Source organism: Pedobacter nototheniae (assembly GCF_004335085.1).
Classification (GTDB): domain Bacteria; phylum Bacteroidota; class Bacteroidia; order Sphingobacteriales; family Sphingobacteriaceae; genus Pedobacter; species Pedobacter nototheniae.
This window is the reverse complement of sequence record NZ_RQRS01000025.1, coordinates 18,184-37,847: the sequence shown is the minus strand read 5'-3', so window position 1 is coordinate 37,847 and position 19,664 is coordinate 18,184. Positions and strand designations below refer to the sequence as shown.

Sequence of the window (19,664 nt, the reverse complement as noted above, 5' to 3'; positions counted from 1 at the left end):
TATTGTTTCCGAACAGTAAATATACATTTTAATTGATACTCTTACCAGCCCTTCAGGTGGTTCAAAATATACAATTCAAAAACATAATACGGAAAATATTGGTATTTACTTATTTAGAATTGCCTGGATATTCTTTAAAAAGTTTTAAAAGATGCTCTTTTTGGTTTGCAAATTTGCTTTCATCAATCAAGTTTACTCGTTCGGATGGATCCCAGGATAGATTGAAAAGCTCAACTAATTCCTGATTATCCTTTTTAGTGATTCGTAATTTCCAATCACCATCTTTTACGCCTTCCAAAACATAATTGTGATAATAAATTGGACGGTGTACTTTTTGATCATTTTTATTGGTTAATAAACCCGAAACCGATTCTCCATCATAAACTTTATCCGGAAGTTTAGTCTTTGTCCACTCGGCAATTGTAGGAAAAACATCTAAATTAGAAAATGGCTTTGTTAGCTGTCCATCGGCTATTGTATGTCCTTTCCAATATACAATAAATGGAACACGATGCCCGCCCTCATAAGAAATTGCTTTTGAACCTCTAAAAATACCTGCAGAACCTACATGATAAAACTTGGTAAAACCATCTTCATACATTCTTGATGGCGCATTAATCCAAGGTCCATTATCGCTTGTAAAGATAAAAATGGTATTATCGGCTTGTCCGGATGCCATAACCTGTTTCCAAATTTGTGCTAAAGCGGCATCCATATCTTCAATCACATCGCCAAGTTCGCCCCCAGCAGATGGTTTTTTTCTAGTTTTTTGGGCGGCAAAAGCAACAGGCAAATGTGGCATATTTTGAGCCAGATATAAAAAGAAAGGTTTTTTACTCTTCGTACTCCTCTTTATAAAATCGATTGATTCTTTTGTGTATAAACCAATTAAAGCACTATCCTGAGGTTTATAAATTTCGGGTTTAGTGTTTCTGAATATTTTAATCGTTGTATCTGTTTTTACATAAGGTGCTCGGTAATCATGACTGTAAAGCATGCCATAAAATTCATCGAAACCTTTTTTATTTGGCAATGAAATACCATGATCTCCCAGGTGCCATTTACCAACCAAAGCGGTATTATAACCTGATGTTTTTAACATTTGGGCAATGGTAACTTCATCCTCAGGCATACCACGCTTATCGCCTGGGCCAATTGGAAAAGGCAAATCCATACGACTACAATATCTGCCCGTTAATAGTGAGGCCCGTGATGGCGTACAGGTTGGTGAGGTAGTTACAAAATTGGTAGCCTTAACACCTTTACTTGCCATGCCATCTAAAAAGGGAGTTTTTATTAAGGGGTTTCCATAGCACGAGATATCACTATAGCCCATATCATCAGCCAAAACAATAATTACATTAGGCTTTTGTTGTGCAAATAATCCGTTAATTAAACTAAAAAGGAGTACAAAAATTGGTAAAGCTCTTTTCATGAAAATAATTTGCTTGAAATTTAGGAATGATTTTTTACAATAAAAGGAAGTAACCAGGCTTTTACCAAAACGATAGTGCAAATAGATTGTTAACTTTGCACTGAAACAATAAATCTTAATATTTTGCAAGTTTACACCTTATTCGAAGGAACTTATTCTGTTGATGCCAGCAAAAAATTTGTTCCGTTTGACCCCGCCATACATAGTTTTAAAGATAGACCAGCATCTTTGTTTATAAATGTTCAACCCTTTTTAGTTGAGCTTAAAAATGACCTTGTTTTATTTGATACCGGTTTAGGTTTTAGTGATGAACAGGGTGAATTGATTTTGCATAAGAATATTAGAAATGCTGGCTTCGATCCTACCGATGTAACCAAAGTTTTAATGTCGCACTTACATTACGATCATTCTGGTGGCATGGTGCATAAACTGAGAGATAAAACGGAGTTGAGTTTTCCTGATGCGGAATATGTAATCAATCGCGGCGAATGGGAAACGGCTTTTAGTAGCACTTCTACTTCTTACCATACCGATATTTTTGATTTTGTACAGCGAAATGCCCAGTTACATTTTATTGAGGGAGATGGTAATTTGGATGAAACAATAAGCTACGAGTTTACAGGAGCACATTGTCCAAACCATCAGGTTTTTCTATTAACAGAAGGTAATCAGAAGGTATTTTTTGGTGGCGATGTTTTGCCTGAACCTGAAGAACTCGTTAAAAACTTTATTGCTAAATATGATTTCGACGGACGAAAAGCCATGGAACTTCGCAAGGAATTTGGTAAAAGAGCTGCTGCAGAAAACTGGGAATGTCTATTTTATCATGGTAAAAGTGCTGCTACAGGTTTTGTTGATGAAGTTGAAGGTGGTTTTAGAATAAGATAAGAAGACCAAAGCGGAAAGACTAAAGAGAAAAGACTAAAGAGCCAAGACTAAAGAGAAAAGCAACTAAACATGAATTAGTTAAAACCTTACTTTAGCTAATGGGGAACTTTGCAACCTTAGTTTCTTGTATTGAATTAAGTTCCTAAACCTGATCGTAGCGATATACTTTTGTCTGTTATAATGAGCTCTTGCGAAGAATAAGACAAAAGATTTAATGGAGAGCGGGAACAAACATTAATAATTATTCTGCAATTGCTTTTCATAATCTTAAAAACTATAAAAACAAAAAGATCTCGACAAACACCGAGATCTTTTACCTTTAACGCTCATCATTCAAGGATGAGATAGGGCCTTATTTTTTAGCTACTAATTTCACGCTTATTTCAAAGTTATCATCAATCGCTTTGTCGCCAATGCTATCGAAGAAAGATTTTGAACCATATCTGATGTCATATTTAGTTCTATCAACTAAAATTTTACCAGCTAAAGCAGAAACAGTACCATCAGCATTTACTGCTACAGTTGCAGGGAAAGTTAATGGTTTAGTAATGCCTTTAATAGTTAAGTTACCTGAAACTGTTACGTTTGCACCTGAACCCGCAACTTTAGTAATTACGAAAGTTGAAGTTGGGAACTTAGCTGTACCGAAAAAATCATCTGCTTTTAAGTGGCCTTCTAATTTTTCGCTACCATCAGCATCTTTAATTGAGTTCATATCAATGGTGAAAGTACCACCAGTAACATTTTTACCATCAACATTTAATGATCCTGATTTTAAAGTGATTGTTCCGTTGTGAGAACCTGTTACTTTTTTACCAATCCAAGTGATGGTTGATTTTGCTGCATCAACAGTGTAAGTAACTGGTTTTGTAGGGTTTTTAAAAGCTGACAATGCTACTACTGCCACTAATAAAAAGATTGAGCTGATTTTTAATTTCATTTTCTGGTTTTTTAATTTTTGTAAAGGTATGCAAATGGTCTATCTCTTGTTATTGACCTATGTTAAGATTTTAAAATTAATTAGAATTATTTTAATTAAGTGGATAGACTAAAAAATTATCCTGAAGGTTTAATTGGTTGTACGCTATTTTTAATTTTTAGTTAAAACAAGTGCATCGAAACATTACATAACAATTAGTAGCTATAAAAATTATCATCTATATTGCTCTATCTTTTAACGCAAATCATGAATTTACCTCAAATTTTAATCTTATCCAGGTTTTTAAGTGCGCCAATAATTATTGCTTCTGCATACTTTATGGGCGAAAGTTCAAAAATTTTAATTGTTGTGCTGATGTATATTGGATTGCTAACAGATATTTTTGATGGAATTATTGCACGTAAACAAAATATATCAACGGAGAAACTAAGAAGATTAGATAGTCAAACAGACTTAATTTTTTGGCTTTCTATTGCTGTTGCTACGTGGATTTTACGAGCAGATATTCTTAAAGATAATTTAACAGGCATCTGGATTATCCTGATGATGGAAGCACTTTGCTACGTAATAAGCCTCATTAAGTTTAAAAAAGAAACTTGTACGCATTCCATCATTTCAAAAATATGGGGTATTACACTTCTTATAGCCTTTACAGGCTTAATTGGATTTAATCAGGCAGGTTTTACGTTCTACTTAACACTTATTGTTGGATTGATTAGCCACTTAGATGTTATACTTATTATTTTAATTCTTCCGGAGTGGAAACATGATATTCCAAGTTTTTATCACGCCATTCAAATCCGAAAAGGGAAAGAAATTAAACGAAATAAATTATTTAACGGTTAAATATTAAATGATGAAACCTTCTAAAAAAGCAAGTGAGAATAATCTTTCGGCCAATCTTAAAAAAGGAATAGAAGAGCTATCTGGCGTATCAATGGATAACGTAAGAGTTCATTATAATTCTGACAAGCCAGAAAAACTTAGTGCGGATACTTTTGCTCAAGGAGCTAATATTCATGTGGGGCCTAATCAGGAAAATCATCTGCCTCACGAAGCCTGGCACGTAGTACAACAGAAGCAAGGCAGAGTTAAACCAACAGGAGCTGTACAATCTTCAAACACAGAAGTAAATGAGCGTGATGATCTGGAAAAAATTGCCGATGAAATGGGTAAGAAAGCGGTAAAAATATCCAGGGAGTAAGTTTTCCCCTCAGGTGTAAAAAACTGAAAATCAAAATCTAATAATGGGTATCTACCAAGAATTTCATCGGTATAGATTCTTCTTTTTATAGGCTCATTTCATATATTAGTGTATCATTTACTAATTATTTTTTTAATTATATCTAAACCTATATTTAATCGCCAACCGGATTAATATTGCTTATTGTAAACTAAAACATAAGATAATGGGAGAACTACTATTCGAAATTAAAAGTCGAAAATCCTTAATAATTGTTCATTGCATTATTTCCTTTGCTGTAGCGCTTATAGCCATTGGATACAGCGTTTCTGTATGGGCGCAAATGGGAACTGGCTTTAAAATTTTTGTACTACTTATAGCTGCATTATGCTTGTGGTATGGCTACGATAGGGTAAATACCTTAAAAAGTAAAATTTCCTTTTATAGTGATGGAATGATTATTCATAAAGGATCATCTACAAAAACATTAATGCTAGCAGATATTAAAAGCTATAAATATGTTCAGAAACGTGATGAATTTGAATTCATTTTCACCAAAACGGATGATAGTACTATCGAACTAAGTTCTGATGATTATGAAAACTTAACCACTTCGCTTGATAAATACGGCAAAATGGTTGATTTTGAACTTAGAACCTCTTTCAGTAACCAATAAATTTAAATATATGCCTCTTTCATTAATCATTACCCTAATTGTTATTGTTGCCGCCGTGCCCATTGCATACGGCTTTTTTATCGGCAAAAAATTAAACGACTTTTTAAAAAACAACCCCTCAAAGGCTTTTATTGCCTTTCTTGGTAGCGAACGCCGAGAGGGCGTTTATGTGCATCGGGTTTTAAGCCAAAGCTTGGATAACGAGTACAAAAGAACCGCCTTAGGACAAATGAGTGGTTTTACTGTAAACGCTGGCGAAGTTGAACTAGAAATTGAATGGATTTCTCAAAGCCATAATGTTGTGCTAAATAAGATAACTTATACCTACAATGGTAAAGTGCAACAGAAGTTTTTTACTGAGCCTGGCAAAAAGTATACATTAAAATATGATAAGAAAACACAGCAGTTCTTTTTGAAAGGCTAATTTTTTAATCAAAAAAAATCTGCAAGTTTTATGAAATGAATTCACAAAACTTGCAGATGGTTATTTAAAATCCTCTAAATTCTCCTTTATTAAGGTACAATTTCCTCTAAGTAACTTTCAACCGGTGGACAAGCACAAATTAATGAACGATCTCCATGACTATCATTTACTCTACCAACCGATGGCCAGAACTTACGCTCTAACACATAAGGAAGCGGGAAAGCAGCAGTTTGACGGCTGTAGGCGTGCTCCCATTCATTTGCAGTAATTACAGCAACGGTATGTGGTGCATTTTTTAAAGGGTTATCAATTTTATCAAGTGTACCGTTTTCTACTTCAGTAATTTCTTTCTTAATTGAAATTAAAGCATCGCAGAAACGATCTAACTCATGCTTAGGCTCAGATTCTGTAGGCTCAACCATTAAAGTACCAGCAACTGGGAATGAAACCGTTGGTGCGTGGAAACCATAATCCATTAAACGTTTTGCAATATCAGTTACCTCAATTCCAAAAGCTTTGAAAGAACGGCAATCTAAAATCATTTCGTGCGCACAACGCCCTTGAGCACCTGAGTAAAGTACAGGATAATGCTGCTCTAAACGGGCTTTCATGTAGTTTGCATTTAAGATGGCGTATTTGGTTGCATTGGTTAAACCTTCGCTACCCATCATTGCAATATAAGCGTGAGAAATAATTAAAATTGATGCAGAACCCCATGGTGCAGATGAAACTGCTGAAATTGATTTTCCTTTATCAATATCTACCACAGCGTGACCAGGAAGATAAGGAACCAAATGTTTTGCAACACCGATTGGACCCATACCAGGACCACCACCACCGTGAGGGATACAGAAGGTTTTATGTAAGTTTAAGTGGCAAACATCAGCACCAATATTAGCCGGACTTGTTAAGCCAACTTGTGCGTTCATATTTGCACCATCCATATAAACCTGTCCGCCGTTAGCGTGGATAGTTTCACAAATTTCTACAATACTTTCTTCAAATACACCGTGCGTTGATGGATAAGTTACCATTAAGCATGATAAATTAGCTGCATGTAATTCGGCTTTAGCTTTTAAATCTTCAACATCAATGTTTCCATTTTCTAAAGATTTAACCACAACAATTTTCATATCAGCCATTGCTGCTGAAGCTGGATTTGTACCGTGTGCTGAAGCAGGAATTAACGCTACGTTACGGTGGAAATCGCCACGATCCTGATGATAGGCACGAATAACCATTAAGCCAGCATATTCTCCTTGTGCACCTGCATTTGGCTGCAAGCTCATAGCCGCAAAACCCGTAATTTCACTTAACCATTTATCCAATTCATTAAAAACTGAATAATAACCCAATACCTGATCTGCTGGCGCAAATGGGTGTACACGACCGAAGTGAGACCAGGTAACTGGAATCATTTCTGCTGTAGCATTTAATTTCATGGTGCAGCTACCCAAAGCAATCATAGAGTGGCAAAGCGATAAATCTTTTGCTTCTAATGATTTAATATAACGCAACATTTCATGTTCTGAATGGTGCGAATTAAAAACTGGGTGTGTTAAATAAGCAGAAGTACGTTGTAAAGCCGAAGGAATTACAGTTTCTACTTGTTCAATAACCTCAACCTGATCTGCTGCTACTGCTTTAACTTTAGCAAAGATTTTAGCCAAAAGCTGTACATCTTCGAAAGTGCTGGTTTCATCAAAAGAGATGGTTACTGTATTGCCAGTATAATTTAAATTGATTTCGTTATCCAAACATACAGAGTGGATGCCTCCTTTTAATTCGCCTAAATCGAAACGGATGGTATCAAAATAAGCTGAATTTAATTGCTCGAAACCTAAGTTTTTAAGTGTTGCAGCTAAGCTAATTGCTAATGCATGTGTACGCTCAGCAATGGCTTTTAAACCTTTAGGACCATGATAAGCAGCATAAAAACCAGCCATAATAGCTAATAAAGCTTGTGCTGTACAAATGTTTGATGTTGCTTTATCTCTACGAATGTGTTGCTCACGTGTTTGTAAAGCCATACGTAAAGCATAATCGCCATGGCTATCAATAGTTACACCAATAATACGACCTGGGATTGAGCGTTTATACTCATCTTTTGTTGCAAAAAATGCAGCATGTGGGCCACCAAAGCCCATTGGTATACCTAAACGTTGCGTTGTACCTACTACAATATCCGCACCCCACTCGCCCGGAGGCGTTAATAGCGTTAAGCTTAAAATATCAGCGGCAACGGTTAATTTAATATTTTGGTTGTGCAATGATGAAGCAAAAGCTGCGTAATCATAAACCTCACCATTACCAGCTGGATACTGGATAATTGCACCAAAAAAATCTTCAGTTGGTTGAAAAGTTTTATGATCGCCAATTACAAGCTCAATGCCATAAGGATTAGCACGTGTTTTTAAAATATCTATTGTTTGAGCAAAAACCAATTCTGACACGAAGAACTTCTTCGCAGCCTGGTTTTTACGTGTACTATATTGCATAAACATAGCCTCTGCCGCAGCAGTACCCTCATCTAATAAAGATGCATTTGCAATTTCCATACCTGTTAAATCAATAACCATTGTTTGGAAATTTAATAAAGCCTGTAAACGACCTTGGGCAATTTCAGCCTGGTAAGGCGTATATTGAGTGTACCATCCTGGATTTTCAAATACGTTACGCAGAATTACTCCTGGTGTAATGGTATCGTAATAACCCTGACCAATAAAGCTTTTGAAAACTTTATTCAATAATGAAGTTTGCTTTAAGGTATTCAGATATTCAGTTTCTGATTTCGCTGCAGGCAAATTTAAAGCTTGTTTTAACCTGATTTTTTGCGGAACAGTTTGTTCTATTAGCTCATCAATAGAATTTACGCCAACAGTTTGCAACATTTCGGCAGTATCTGCCTCATTTGGCGCAATATGACGGTTTTGAAAATCTTCCTTGTAATGGATATTTAAGCTCATGCGGTATGAATAATAAATTTCGTGCAAAGATACGTAAATAGCACCTATTTTTAAGCATCAAGGATGAGCTAAAACGTCATATTTTGACACATAAAATAAACTGTAAAATCTATATTTTCAGTAGGCTTTAGTTATAAAAAACATTCTATTATATGCTCAATGTTTTATAAAATATACTTTTAATGGAAAGATTAAATATTTTGTTAATGAATTAATAATCTATAATCTTCATTTTTGTTGCTGAATTAATTCAAAGCTTTTCGATTTTTATATCTTTAAAAAAAATAATCTGCCATTTTAAAATGTCAAAAAACACAAATAATGTAGCACTTTTGGTGCACGCATGCGACAGATACGAGTTTTTATACAAAGGCTTTGATTACTTTTTTTCTTCAAACTGGGATTTTAACGCCAATTGCAATTACTATTTTGCTACTGAAGAAATTGATACAACGGTTAACAACTTTGAAAATATTAAATCAGGGAAAGGTGCATGGGCAGATCGCCTTGCCTTTTTATTAAAAAATAAAATAAAGGAAGACTACATTTTATATTTTCAGGAAGATATGTGGTTAAGCAAGCCTGTTGATGCTCAATTTTTCAATCAACTTTTTGATTTAGCGATAAAAAATGATTGGAAACAAGTTAAGCTCCATAGCACTGAAATTTATAAAACCAACCAAACTGCAATATTTATTGATGGATTAAATGTGGCTGAGGTAGATAACCATAGATCAGACTTTTTAATGTCGCACCAAATTACACTTTGGAAAAAGGACTATTTGCTTGCTCAGCTGCATAAAAATGAGCACCCTTGGCGCAATGAAAGAAAGGGTACTAAACGGTTGAAAAAGTTAAATCCTCAAATTTTCCACATTGATTACTTTGCAGAGAATGGTTGCAGGGAAATTAATCAGAACAAGGAAGCGAATGTTAGAAGTGAATATTTTGCTGTTTCATTTAACAGCACTTTAAATTTTAATGTTTTGGAGTATATAAAAAGGTTAAATGGGGCTAAAGCTGAGCAGAAAAAATATGCTGCCGAGTTGCAAAATCATTATGATAACAACCTTACTCACGATGGTAAGCCGAAGCCACAAAAGCAAGATATTTTTAAGAGATTTAAAAACTGGTTCTTAAATAAAAAAGCCTAACCATACATTTTACAAGTATCATTAGGCTTAGCTTTAAATTTCATTAATCTTATTTCTGCACTTTCCAGCCTTCATCCTTACTTAACTTAAGCTTATAAGTTTTGGTAATGAAGTTGCTGTTTTTGTTTGCTTCTTTATCAAAAGGTTCAAAATCTGTTGTTTTCATTTTTAATGAAACCGTTACTTTAGCAGTGCTTGAATTTACCTGTTCAAAATCTACAGGTTTCTCATCTGATAAAAGATATTCGATAACCCTAACTGTGGCTTTATCACCATCTTGTTTTAAAACCAAGGGGCTTGCTTTATCCGTTAATGTAATTTGATAAACATAGCTGCTATCCTTTGATAGAAACTTTTTCTTTGCCTCTTTCAAACTCAAGGTAACCAAACCTTTGCTGGCTAATGTTTTATACTTGCCAAGTTCAAACAAATCATTTGTACCGCTAAATTTTATTTCACCAAACTTAAATCTGGCGGTTTTATATTCAGGGTTAGCCTTTAAATAATCAGTAATTACCTCTCCGGCTTCATTTTGGTTAATGGTAGTTTTGTTTTTACACGCGGCTAAACCAATTATGATAAAGGATAGAATATAAATGGTATATTTTTTCATGTTTTTATATTAAGCTGTTTAAAGATATTTAATTTTTTATTCTAACCGCAAAGAACGCTAAGTTTTTCGCTAAGGAAAAGAAGCTTTTTACCACAGAGAGAAAGAGATTTCACAGAGAGCATCCAAAAAAAACTCAGCGCCTTTGCGCCTTCACTATATTCGCTTTGTATTAAAAAACGGAATTATTTCCTTTTGAGATACGCTAAATTAGGCAAAATCATGGCAGATAAAATTATGGCTACTCCAACCCACCGTAAAAACGAAACCTGTTCTTGCAATACCAATCCCGCCATAACAATGGCAACAGGTAATTCGGCAGCGCTCAAAATAGAGCTTAGTGCCGTACCTACTCTGGGCACACCTTCTGCATAAAATAATGGAGGAATTACAGTGCCAAAAACAGCAATAATTAAACCCCATTTTAATAAACTTCCGCCTAATGCGCCATTAAATAAAAATGCTGGTGGAAAAATTATGAAAATTAATATACAAGCGCCAGTTATCATTAACGCACTTTTCTTTAATACAGGATATTCTGTACCTATTCTACCGCTTAACATTAAAAATCCTGCATAGCAAAGTGCTGCAAGTAAACCAAAACCAATACCTACTAAATTAAGGGTTTCTAACTTTGCCTCTACCATTCCGCTTGCTAAAACAGTGCCGCCCAATACCAATAAAATAGCCACAAATTGCAATGCTGTTGGTTTTTTCTTAAAAATAATCAGCTCCATTAAAATACTCATCCATATAAATTGCATTAACAAAATAATGGCTACAGAGTTGGGCACCAGCTTTACGCATTGATAATAAAATATACTAACCAAACCTGTACAACATCCGGCAAGCATCATTTTCCACCACGGAGTTTTAATAGTTATTTCTTTTGCTTTGTACGCAGATGTTTTAGTTTGAAAAAAAAATAGTACCCATAAAATTACAGCACCAAAAAATGCCTGAGCACCCGTTACATCACCCAAATTATAACCATCGTGGTAAGCTAGTTTTACAAATGTAGAGAGGATACCGAAACTACAGGCACCGAAAAATACAAGGAGAATTCCTTTTAACATATAACAATTTATTGATTACCAGAGTTAAAACCTGGTGTTTATTTATTTAATAATGGCTTCTTTAACCTACCAACGACCAGATTATACCGTTGTACCCCTAAAGAACCTTCCCGACGACTGGATTCTCTCCAGCAGAGCCTCGGATGAGCTCCCGACGACCGGATTCTCTCCAGCGGAGCCTCAGATAAGCTCCCGACGACCGGATTCTCTCCAGCGGATCCTCAGATAAGCTCCCGACGACCGGATTCTCTCCAGCAGAGCCTCAGATAAGCTCCCGACGACTGGATTCTCTCCAGCGGAGCCTCAGATAAGCTCCCGACGACTGGATTCTCTCCAGCGGAGCCTCAGATAAGCTCCCGACGACCGGATTCTCTCCAGCAGAGCCTCAGATAAGCTCCCGACGACCGGATTCTCTCCAGCGGAGCCTCAGATAAGCTCCCGACGACCGGATTCTCTCCAGCGGAGCCTCAGATAAGCTCCCGACACCATATTTGTGCCTATCTTGGTTAAAGCCTATAGAAAGACTCTACTATTTACGCCAGTTGTTGCAAATATTTATGAATAGTGGTTTCTAACCCCAGGTAAAGTGCATCGCTAACTAGAGCATGCCCAATTGAAACTTCCAACAAACCTGGAATACTTTGTCCGAAATAGTGCAGGTTATGCAAATCTAAATCGTGCCCGGCATTAATGCCCAAACCCAATGCATTTGCTTTATGCGCTGCCGCGATGTATGAAACGATTGCCTTTTCACGATCAGCATAATAATTATGTGCATAAGCCTCGGTGTATAGCTCAATTCGATCTGTTCCTGTTTCTGCAGCACCTTCTATCATTTCAACAACAGGATCAACAAAAATAGAAACCCTGATGCCTTCCTTTTGAAAAACAGCAACCATTTCTTTCAAATAATCTTTATGCTTTAGGGTATCCCAACCGTGGTTGGAGGTAATTTGTCCTTCAGTATCAGGCACTAAAGTAACTTGTGCAGGTTTATTTGCAAGCACAAGATCAACAAACTTATCTTCCTTACAATTGCCTTCAATATTAAATTCTGTTGCAATAACTGCTTTTAAATCGTAAACATCCTGATAGCGAATATGGCGTTCATCGGGGCGTGGGTGCACCGTGATACCCTGTGCGCCAAAACGCTCACAATCAAGTGCAACTTTTACCAAATCAGGATTATTGCCGCCACGACTGTTGCGAAGGGTTGCAATTTTATTGATATTAACGGAAAGCTTTGTCATGAAGCAAAGATAGGGCTTTAGCTTTCTTAATCTAATTGCTTCAAGAATTTTGACATTTTTATTCTCATATTTGTTATTTCAAATGAATATAGCTGAGAATAAATTATATAAATTTTTAATTGCGCTTATTGTAATCGTGAGTGTAATTGCGCTTTTTGGCGATGTAATGGAGAACGATTCGTCACTTTATGCATCTATTGCCAAAAACATGGTTTTAAGAAACGACTGGTCTAACCTATATGTTAGAGGGGCAGATTGGCTTGATAAACCACACTTAACCTTTTGGCTTTCTGCCATTTCTTTTAAGTTTTTCGGCATTAATGCTTTTGCTTTTAAGCTTCCATCATTTCTATTTGGTTTACTTGGAGCGTGGTATTTATATAAATTTGCCAAAGATTTATATGATGAGCAAATTGGCTTAATTAGTGCATTGATTTTTTTAACTGCACTGCATATTTTGGTATCTACCTTTGATGTACGTGCCGAGGTTTACATTACTACTTTTACATTAGCATCTATTTACCATTATTACAAGGCACATTATTTTTCTTTTTGGCACATTATTGCAGGCTCACTTGCCGCTGCCTGTGCCATTATGATTAAAGGAATATTTGTTTTAATTCCAGTTTTTGCAGGTTTTATTATTTATTGGGCATTTACAGGTCAGCTTAAGCAATTACTAAAACTGAAGTGGTGGCTTGCCGTGCTACTTATATTCGTTTTCATTATTCCAGAATTATACACTTTATACACTCAGTTTGATTTACATCCAGAGCGTTTGGTATTTGATAAAACAAATGTATCGGGCTTAAAATTTTTCTTTTGGGATAGCCAGTTTGGTCGTTTTTTTAATAATGGTCCAATCAAAGGCAGGGGCGATATTTCTTTCTTCTTTCACACAACTTTATGGGCTTTCTTACCATGGTCTATATTGTTTTATGCAGCTGTGATTAATCTTTTAAAAAAGAAAAACAGAATTACTTTACCCGCCGAAACCATTATTATTTGGGCAAGTGCTGCCGTAACTTTCTTAATTTTTTCGTTGTCAAAATTTCAACTTCCACATTACATTTTAATCATATTTCCGCAGTTTGCAATTATAACCGCATTATATCTTAAAGGATTAGGAGAAAAGGCATCGAAGATATTTTCAGTTATTCAAAATTCAATCTATATTTTGGTTGTAATTTTACTTTCGGCTCTGGCTATTTTTTACAATCTAGACTATAAGTATGTTGTAATTGGAATATTAGTTTTAATTACTGGAGTTGCATTTGCATTATTTAAAGGTAACTCTGTTGATCGTATCATTGCCAGGAATACCCTTTTATCGGTAAGCTTAATGATTTTTCTTTCAGGTTTTTTCTACCCTTCGGTAATGAAATACGAAGCAGGAATGCAAGCAGCAAAGTGGTTAAATAAAAACCATCCCGAAGGCAAAGCAGCCGTACTGATGAATGGAGACTCTTATTCGTTTGATTTTTATGCTAAAGGCGACCCCAAATACTTTTGGAGTTATGAACAACTCGATCAAGCACAAAATAAAAATGAGCTTATTATTTACCTGCCTGAAACAGAAATAGCAAATCTTAAAAACAAGTATCAGGTAGAGGTTTTAAAAGATTTTGATTATTACCGTGTCACAAAATTAAGTGGTAATTTCATTAATCCTAAAACACGTGCAGAAACTCTGGTTAAATATTATTTGGTAAAAATACATTAAGCATGAACTTATTTTACCGCATTTTAAAGTTCGGATTAACAGGCTTGCTAGGTATGGCGATAGACTTTGGCGCAACTTGGCTTTGTAAAGAGCAACTTAAAATAAATAAATATATTGCCAATGCAATTGGCTTTACGCTTGCTGTAACCAATAATTATTTAATCAATCGCGTTTGGACTTTCGAGAGTACAAATACACACTGGGGAACAGAATTTAGTAAGTTTTTGGTAGTAAGCCTTATTGGTTTAGGACTAAATACGTTTATTATTTACCTTTTTCACCAAAGAAAAAACGGTACAAATTTTTATGTATCTAAATTTTTCGCGATTGTAATTGTATTTATTTGGAACTTCCTAGCGAATATGTTGTTTACATTTAAGTAACATTTTTACCAATAAAGTAAAAAACAACAAGCCAAATTAATCCCTTTATAAGGAAGAATAGGAAGCCTATAAGTCCTACCCTTTTAAACCATAATTTAACTTTTTCTTTATTCATGGCGATGCTGGTAAAGATAATAGATTTGATCTAAATTAGAAAGATTTTAAATAAGGAAATATGAATTCATCTAAAGCCCCGCTCCTTCTCTTACTCTGTTTCTTCACGTTAACAAATTATGTTGTAGCCCAAAACTTTGATGCCATAAAACGGTATAAAGTAAACTATGCGCTGGCAACTAAAAACAACGAAAAGTTAATAGCACTGCGCAGTTTTGTAAACGATAATCAGAAATATTTACTACTCGTTAATCCACAAAATTTTGCAACAAAAGTTGATTTAGCCAATCAGTATACCACCAGTAGCTTACAATATTCGAATGTTTTAGCAATTTTTAAAAACACCGCCTATATTAAATCCATAGAAGCTGCTGCTCAAAAGGATCTTCAACTTCAAAATGCGGGTATAGATTATTCTATTCCCAATGAAAAGGGAATTACCTTAACCATTGATCTTTGCCCATCACACAAAACATTGGATAGAGTAATTTTTCAATCTGTTTTTGAAGAGTTTAAAAAGATAGAACAGCCTGCGCCGCTAGCTATTTCAGTTTCGGGTAAGTGGATGATTAAACATCAAGACGATTTAAACTGGTTGAAGGGTTTTGCCGATAGAAAGGAATTGGATATTACCTGGATAAACCATTCTTATAACCATGAAGTAAATAAATTGCCCCTTGCAGAAAATTTTTTGTTGGCGCCAGGAACAAACTTAGATATTGAGGTTTTGGAAAATGAAAAGCTGATGTTAAAAAATGGCTTAACACCATCTGTATTTTTCCGTTTTCCCGGTTTGGTATCTGATAAAACTATTGTAGAAAAAATCGAAGCTTATGGATTAATTCCTATTGGTAGCGACGCTTGGTTAGCTAAGGGCCAACAGCCAAATGCCGGAAGCATTGTACTTATTCACGGTAATGGCAACGAAGAAATTGGCGTTAAAGATTTTATTCAGCTATTGAAAAGTAAGCAAACGGATGTAAAAAACAAACAGTGGTTACTTTTTGATTTAAGGCAAGGGCTAGAAAAGGAATTTGATTGATTCTGTGTTTTAACCGCATAAAACACAGAAGAAAAGAAATGAATAACGCAAAGCTGGGTTTAGATGATTCTAAAATCTAGCTTGCCCATCTTTGCGTAAAACTTTATTTTGCTTTCAGTAAAACTACTTTTTAAGTGGCAATAATTTAATTTCTTTTGCTTTAAAGCGATTATTTACAATTTCGCCTGTTACCTCTGCTTTACTTACCGCGTTACAGAAACCGTGTTCGCCATGTGCATCTCCAAAATCATCAATGCTTTTGCCATCAACGAAATAAGGTTTACCATCAATGCGAACAGCCAGCTCACAATCTTTACCTTTCATTTTAAACTGACATTCGCCACAGGCAATTTCCACCACCTGATTTTTAACAACTTTTGTTGCTTCAGCTTTTTTTGGTGCAGTTTGAGCACTTGCAGCAAGGCTAAATAAACCTATAACAAATGTGAATATTAAGTTTTTCATGTTGATTATTTTTTTTCAAATGTAGGTTTTTCTGTTGCAAAAGAATCGCAGTTTTTTGTAAATAAACCTGATTGCCGTGAAAAGATTTCGATTCTTCATCGAAACTTGTAACATAAAGCAGGGCTGCAAATTACCAAGCATTACTGAACGATCATTTTCAAAATATTTTTTTAGCCACAGAAGGCACGGAAGTTCAAATCTTTCGACAGGCTCAAGATGACAAGCAAAATAAAAAAGGGATATGCAAAATGCACATCCCTTTTTTGGTATTAAGAATCTCGATTCTGAAAACAGAATCAGGATTTATTAGTAACGATATTCGTCTGATTTAAACGGACCTTCTACCGGAACACCGATATAATCAGCTTGGTGCTGATCTAAAACATCTAACTCTACACCGATTTTTTCTAAGTGTAAACGGGCAACTTTTTCATCTAAATACTTAGGCAAAACATAAACTTTGTTTTCGTATTTATCTGTGTTTGTCCAAAGTTCTAATTGAGCTAAAGTTTGGTTAGTAAATGAGTTACTCATTACAAAACTTGGGTGGCCAGTTGCACAGCCTAAGTTAACTAAACGACCTTCGGCTAATAAAATAATGTCTTTACCTTCAATTGTATATTTATCAACCTGAGGTTTAATTTCGACCTTAGTTGAACCGTAATTAGCGTTTAACCAAGCAACATCAATTTCGTTATCGAAGTGACCGATGTTACAAACGATCGCTTTATCTTTCATGGTTAAGAAATGTTCGCCACGAACAATATCACGGTTACCTGTAGTGGTTACAATAATATCAGCTTCTTTAACAGCTGTAGCGAATTTTTTAACTTCGTAACCTTCCATTGCAGCTTGTAAAGCACAAATTGGGTCAATTTCAGTAACGATAACACGTACACCTTGTGAGCTTAAAGATTCTGCAGAACCTTTACCTACATCACCATAACCGCAAACAACAGCTACTTTACCAGCCATCATTACGTCTGTTGCACGACGAATTGCATCAACTAATGATTCGCGACATCCGTATTTGTTATCAAATTTAGATTTAGTTACTGAATCGTTTACATTGATTGCAGGTAAGTGCAATGTTCCGTTTTTCATACGCTCATACAAACGGTGAACACCAGTTGTAGTTTCTTCCGATAAACCTTTGATTGCCGCAATTAACTCAGGATATTTATCAAAAACCATGTTGGTTAAATCACCACCATCGTCTAAGATCATATTTAATGGTTGTTGCTCCGGACCGAAGTGTAAAGTTTGTTCAATACACCAGTCAAATTCTTGCTCATTTAAACCTTTCCAAGCATAAACCTGAATACCAGCAGCAGCAATTGCAGCCGCAGCGTGATCTTGAGTTGAGAAAATATTACATGATGACCAGGTAACTTCAGCACCTAAAGCCACTAATGTTTCAATTAATACCGCAGTTTGGATAGTCATGTGCAAACAGCCTGCAATACGAGCTCCTTTTAGCGGTTGTGTTGGACCGAATTCTTTACGTAAACTCATTAAACCTGGCATTTCTGCTTCGGCTAATTCGATTTCTTTACGGCCCCATTCTGCCAGTGAAATGTCCTTAACTTTGTAAGGGATATAAGTTGTCTCTACTGATGACATAATTTATTGTTTTTAAATGTGATGCAAAGTTACCACATAGCTTTGTGAAAGCCAAATTATAGCGGGTTTGATAAATGTAAAATAGCTGTAAACGATTGATAAAGAAAAATATTTGGTTTTGTCGTTTATGTAAAATGCCCCAAAAAGCAAGAAGCTATTTAGGGCATTTAACAGGTTATTATTTTATGCTCAATCTGGATCAGGCTCCAGCGGTGGGCAACTTATAAAGTTACATTTAAGATATTGTATAGGCAATGCGCATTCTGGAGGTTCACAAAGTGCTTGTGATTGGTCGTTACCTCCTAAAATTTTTTTCATCTCACTTTTTGTGAGCGTTTTGTTTTTAGAATTTCTCATGAAGTGTAATTTAGGTTTTGAATATTTAGTTAATTGAATTTACAAAATAACAGATATAAATAAGTCTTATATGCAGCTAATTAACTACAAAAAATGCTTTTATTTAATCAGATAGGAGTAAATACTCATTTTAAAAATCGGCTTTTATCAAATTAGACTAGATGATTGGAGTTAAAGTTTGATGCTAATAGTTGTGGTGCCTCTTTCTAAAAGCCATTTTGAAGTGCAGGTGATAGTCCTACAGATTATTAGATAGATTTGATTTTTTTGCAACAAAATGGGCATATAAGTTGCTTACATGCCCAATAACTGGTATTAGAAAATTATCTTTGAACTCTCACACCTGTATAAACTTCTTCGTTCGGTGTATTTGGGAATAGTGTTAAATCTACATCAATAAAATTTCCTTTTAGTCCAATTAAATAAATACCTGAGTAGTCAGTAATTTCGGTTAATACACCATTGGTGTTTTTAACAACGCTTGTAATAGCACCATCCTGTCCTTCTACCTGATAAATGCCACTAGTTAATGTAATTGTTCCTAAATAGCCATTTATAATTGTTGGATTAGATGGTTGACCTGGTGGAATGTAGGTTTGACTAACAATACTAACATGTGTTGGTGAAGTTGGATCTTTAATAAACTGACCGGTAATTAAAATTATACCATCTGCGGCACCTCCATATCTTGCAACTGTAAAAGATGGTGCGGAGAGATTTCCTGCAGGAGCATTTAATATCCAGTAATGCCAATCATTATAATACATGCTTAATGCTGTTCCTATGCCATTTACAAATGTTCCAAAAAAAGCTGAAAAGCGAGAGTCTTCTTGCATAAATGTTATTAAATTATTGGCACTAGTTGGCCCACCAAATGATGGAGCCCAACTCTGACCATACTCGGCGGCTGTTACCGATATTGGATAAGTAAAACTAGAACCAAAGTTTAATCCTCCTGCGTAAGCTGTTTTGTATTCGCCATTTTCATAGACAACTGGCACGGCTGTAGCACCTGGATTATCACCAGGTAATGTCGCCTTCCGTCCGTTTTTAATTGAGGCTGACGAATAAGATTCTGTTTGATTCATGTCTTTTTTACATGAAATGATTAAGCATAGCCCAGCGAAGGCCGTTAAAATTAGATTTTTTCTCATAAACTTTAAATATAAAATTTCTAACAAAATACAAGAAAGTAAAATAAAAAATACGCAGTAACGACTATTTTACACCAAAACCTGTATCAGAAATATCATTATAATTAATAGTCTATCCGTTTTTTAAATGAGATAATTTTTATTTCGATCTAATATGTCCATTTACCTTTCTCAAACAATTCTGAATTAACACTGAGGCCA

The 19,664-nt window shown here is 35.2% G+C and carries 18 protein-coding genes; 9 read left to right on the top strand and 9 right to left on the bottom strand.

The features are described from left to right. Positions 1–109: 109 nt before the first annotated feature. Positions 110–1,435, bottom strand: coding sequence for a sulfatase-like hydrolase/transferase (locus EHC72_RS18875; RefSeq protein ID WP_131539270.1), 1,326 nt, complete (start codon positions 1,433–1,435; stop codon positions 110–112). A gap of 123 nt (positions 1,436–1,558) precedes the next feature. Here EHC72_RS18875 and EHC72_RS18870 point away from each other — a divergent pair, with 123 nt between their 5' ends. After that, positions 1,559–2,323 carry an MBL fold metallo-hydrolase gene (locus EHC72_RS18870; RefSeq protein WP_170311738.1) on the top strand — a complete coding sequence of 255 codons (765 nt, stop codon included), beginning with the start codon at positions 1,559–1,561 and terminating at the stop codon, positions 2,321–2,323. 352 nt (positions 2,324–2,675) lie between these two features. Here EHC72_RS18870 and EHC72_RS18865 read toward each other — a convergent pair whose 3' ends face one another. After that, complete coding sequence (locus EHC72_RS18865) at positions 2,676–3,263, bottom strand: YceI family protein (protein WP_131539268.1); 588 nt, start codon at positions 3,261–3,263, stop codon at positions 2,676–2,678. 246 nt (positions 3,264–3,509) lie between these two features. Between EHC72_RS18865 and EHC72_RS18860 the strand changes: the two genes are divergently transcribed. The 4 genes from EHC72_RS18860 to EHC72_RS18845 all read left to right on the top strand — a co-directional run bounded on the left by EHC72_RS18860 (position 3,510) and on the right by EHC72_RS18845 (position 5,546). Next, positions 3,510–4,109: a CDP-alcohol phosphatidyltransferase family protein gene (locus EHC72_RS18860; protein WP_131539267.1), complete on the top strand. Its 600-nt coding sequence runs from the start codon at positions 3,510–3,512 to the stop codon at positions 4,107–4,109. A gap of 7 nt (positions 4,110–4,116) precedes the next feature. Then, positions 4,117–4,467, top strand: a complete 351-nt coding sequence (locus EHC72_RS18855; protein WP_131539266.1) for an eCIS core domain-containing protein — start codon at positions 4,117–4,119, stop codon at positions 4,465–4,467. Positions 4,468–4,624: 157 nt separating this feature from the next. After that, the gene (locus EHC72_RS18850) at positions 4,625–5,122 is read left to right on the top strand and encodes a DUF6585 family protein (RefSeq protein WP_317126360.1); all 498 of its coding nucleotides are present in this window, start codon (positions 4,625–4,627) and stop codon (positions 5,120–5,122) included. After that, positions 5,091–5,546: a hypothetical protein gene (locus EHC72_RS18845; protein ID WP_165585876.1), complete on the top strand. Its 456-nt coding sequence runs from the start codon at positions 5,091–5,093 to the stop codon at positions 5,544–5,546. The genes EHC72_RS18850 and EHC72_RS18845 overlap by 32 nt, the downstream gene beginning before the upstream one ends. Before the next feature lie 89 nt (positions 5,547–5,635). Here EHC72_RS18845 and gcvP read toward each other — a convergent pair whose 3' ends face one another. After that, positions 5,636–8,512 (bottom strand): aminomethyl-transferring glycine dehydrogenase, encoded by a 2,877-nt coding sequence (gene gcvP, locus EHC72_RS18840; RefSeq protein WP_131539263.1) that lies wholly within the window; start codon positions 8,510–8,512, stop codon positions 5,636–5,638. Between the two features lie 302 nt (positions 8,513–8,814). On the opposite strand from gcvP, the gene EHC72_RS18835 reads away from it, so the two are divergent. Beyond that, positions 8,815–9,666 carry a hypothetical protein gene (locus EHC72_RS18835; protein ID WP_131539262.1) on the top strand — a complete coding sequence of 284 codons (852 nt, stop codon included), beginning with the start codon at positions 8,815–8,817 and terminating at the stop codon, positions 9,664–9,666. A 49-nt stretch (positions 9,667–9,715) separates the two neighbouring features. Here the strand turns inward: EHC72_RS18835 and EHC72_RS18830 are convergent, their stop codons facing one another. From EHC72_RS18830 to EHC72_RS18820, 3 genes are all read right to left on the bottom strand, one after another. Beyond that, positions 9,716–10,279 carry a hypothetical protein gene (locus tag EHC72_RS18830; RefSeq protein ID WP_131539261.1) on the bottom strand — a complete coding sequence of 188 codons (564 nt, stop codon included), beginning with the start codon at positions 10,277–10,279 and terminating at the stop codon, positions 9,716–9,718. Between the two features lie 182 nt (positions 10,280–10,461). Continuing rightward, the gene (locus EHC72_RS18825; protein WP_131539260.1) at positions 10,462–11,352 is read right to left on the bottom strand and encodes an EamA family transporter; all 891 of its coding nucleotides are present in this window, start codon (positions 11,350–11,352) and stop codon (positions 10,462–10,464) included. A 533-nt stretch (positions 11,353–11,885) separates the two neighbouring features. Continuing rightward, positions 11,886–12,602, bottom strand: coding sequence for a pyridoxine 5'-phosphate synthase (locus EHC72_RS18820; protein WP_131539259.1), 717 nt, complete (start codon positions 12,600–12,602; stop codon positions 11,886–11,888). 82 nt (positions 12,603–12,684) lie between these two features. Here EHC72_RS18820 and EHC72_RS18815 point away from each other — a divergent pair, with 82 nt between their 5' ends. The 3 genes from EHC72_RS18815 (at position 12,685) to EHC72_RS18805 (ending at position 15,864) form a co-directional block, all read left to right on the top strand. Then, positions 12,685–14,325, top strand: a complete 1,641-nt coding sequence (locus EHC72_RS18815; RefSeq protein ID WP_131539258.1) for an ArnT family glycosyltransferase — start codon at positions 12,685–12,687, stop codon at positions 14,323–14,325. A 2-nt stretch (positions 14,326–14,327) separates the two neighbouring features. After that, a complete protein-coding gene (locus EHC72_RS18810; protein ID WP_131539257.1) occupies positions 14,328–14,708 on the top strand; it encodes a GtrA family protein in 381 nt (126 codons plus the stop codon). A gap of 175 nt (positions 14,709–14,883) precedes the next feature. After that, positions 14,884–15,864, top strand: a complete 981-nt coding sequence (locus EHC72_RS18805; RefSeq protein ID WP_131539256.1) for a polysaccharide deacetylase family protein — start codon at positions 14,884–14,886, stop codon at positions 15,862–15,864. Between the two features lie 123 nt (positions 15,865–15,987). Here the strand turns inward: EHC72_RS18805 and EHC72_RS18800 are convergent, their stop codons facing one another. The 3 genes from EHC72_RS18800 to EHC72_RS18790 all read right to left on the bottom strand — a co-directional run bounded on the left by EHC72_RS18800 (position 15,988) and on the right by EHC72_RS18790 (position 19,463). Next, entirely contained in the window at positions 15,988–16,329 is a 342-nt protein-coding gene (locus EHC72_RS18800) for a DUF6370 family protein (RefSeq protein ID WP_131539255.1), read from the bottom strand. Between the two features lie 306 nt (positions 16,330–16,635). Further along, positions 16,636–17,952, bottom strand: coding sequence for an adenosylhomocysteinase (gene ahcY, locus EHC72_RS18795; protein ID WP_131539254.1), 1,317 nt, complete (start codon positions 17,950–17,952; stop codon positions 16,636–16,638). A 680-nt stretch (positions 17,953–18,632) separates the two neighbouring features. Continuing rightward, the gene (locus EHC72_RS18790) at positions 18,633–19,463 is read right to left on the bottom strand and encodes a hypothetical protein (RefSeq protein ID WP_131539253.1); all 831 of its coding nucleotides are present in this window, start codon (positions 19,461–19,463) and stop codon (positions 18,633–18,635) included. Positions 19,464–19,664 lie beyond the last annotated feature (201 nt).